2 protein-coding genes are annotated in these 1,675 nt (G+C 60.9%); both read right to left on the bottom strand.

Going from position 1 to position 1,675, the window contains the following annotated elements:
• Positions 1-210: helix-turn-helix domain-containing protein (locus tag ACIQU6_RS44720; RefSeq protein WP_403488482.1), on the bottom strand; the 210-nt coding region annotated here is incomplete at its 3' end.
• Between the two features lie 69 nt (positions 211-279).
• Entirely contained in the window at positions 280-990 is a 711-nt protein-coding gene (locus ACIQU6_RS44715) for a hypothetical protein (RefSeq protein ID WP_403488480.1), read from the bottom strand.
• Positions 991-1,675 lie beyond the last annotated feature (685 nt).

Genomic DNA, 1,675 nt, shown 5'->3' with positions numbered 1-1,675 from the left:
CGAGACCGGACCCTTCGAGCGCAGCGCATCCGCGCCACCGACCTCCCACGCCCTCCGCCAGCGCCGAACCGACCGCGACGTCACCCGCAACTCCCGCGCGATAACCTCACTTTTGTCGCCACGCACAAACCGCTCGGCTACTTCAAGGCGTAACCGCTCACGCCGCTCCTGCTCCGCCGGGGTGTACTCACCCCTCTGCCCACGCCGCATGCCCCTGTCGTACCGCAGGGATCACGGAACGTCACCACCCCACGGACACAACGAGTTCAACCTGAGTACTTACGCGGCATCGTTCCATAGGAGCCGCCACGTCAGCTCGCACGGGTATCCGCTTGCCGCCTTCCCACGCCAGCCCTGCGCGAGTTGAAAAGTGGTGCAGGAGGCACGTATGCGATCATCCCATCGGCAATCATCGCACATCTCTTCGAGCATAACCGGCGTAGTGAAACCTTCGGCGAAGCCATGGTCCAGAAGCCGGAGGCGCAGCAGCAGTATCCACATGTTCTTACGGCCGAGACCAAAGGCACGGGGGCCGGGATAGGCCGGCATCACCGGCAAGTCAGGCGGCGGCGCCGCGGCGGGGTGCATGAGCGGGGGTTTCGCCTCGGGGTCCGAAACACAGGGGGCACCCTCTTCATCTCCAGTCAACATTTTCCATGTTTCGGCGTCCATGATCCCAAGGCGGTCGGAGATGTCCCACCCGTGTGCATGCTGAAAGGCGGCACAGGAACGGACGTCGATCATACTCCATCCATACACCGCAACATTCTGATAAAAGCAGTCGACGCCGTGCTCAATGAACAAAAGACGAGCCCAGAAGACATAAATATTATCCCTGCCCTGCTGGAAGAATCGAGCGCCCGGGAACCCGGTCGCGGACGACAGCGAACTGTTGGAACCCACGCCCGGTCGCTCGACGATATTACGCTCAAGGCTCAGGCATCGTAGAATCAGGCGGGCAATGATTCGACCACAACGAGCGAATGGCATAAGCGTGCCTCCATGCTCGAAAGGCGCGGGAGCCACGAAACGCGAACCGCTCCCCCGAATCGCTCCCCGGCTCCAGCATCCACTCCATTCCGAAGACAAGCAACGAAACCACTCAACCGTCGAAACAGCGCGCCCGGCGAAATGAGGACGAAGCGCCGTTCCTACGCACGACATGATACTTTGGCAAGCAGCCGGCAGAGCGCTGCCAACTTTCCACCCACGAGGCGAAAAAACGTCTCGGCGGGGCGTCACGTTTTATTGCCGTACCGGTCCAGTTACCTGTTTGACTTCGAGAACCCCGGACCGGAAGACGGAGTCAACCGTTCACCTGCTCAGGCGCCGATCGCGCCGACACTAAAACACCGGCCGCCGAAACCGCCGAGCCGCGGTGTCGACCAACGGTACGCCGCTCCATCTGGTCGTCACACCAATTCCACGGCACTTGTTTCACCGGTGCGAAACTCCCAACTCCCCGACTCGGCAATGGGTAAAATGCTTCACTTTGTCCATTATGCCTTCGGTGCTGCGGCACGACAACTGGAACACAGGACATTAGCCCCCCTCGACAGAACCGCATATCGCGGACAGGGCAGGGCTGATGCAAGTTCCTGTTGATCATGCGTCTGGCCTGGTGGGAGCCTCCGTGACGAGAAGAGCCGAAGTTCCGTTGGGATCAGCTGAGACT

It is taken from the genome of Streptomyces sp. NPDC090442 (assembly GCF_044769405.1).
GTDB lineage: Bacteria > Actinomycetota > Actinomycetes > Streptomycetales > Streptomycetaceae > Streptomyces.
This window is presented reverse-complemented; position numbering and strand designations above follow the sequence as displayed.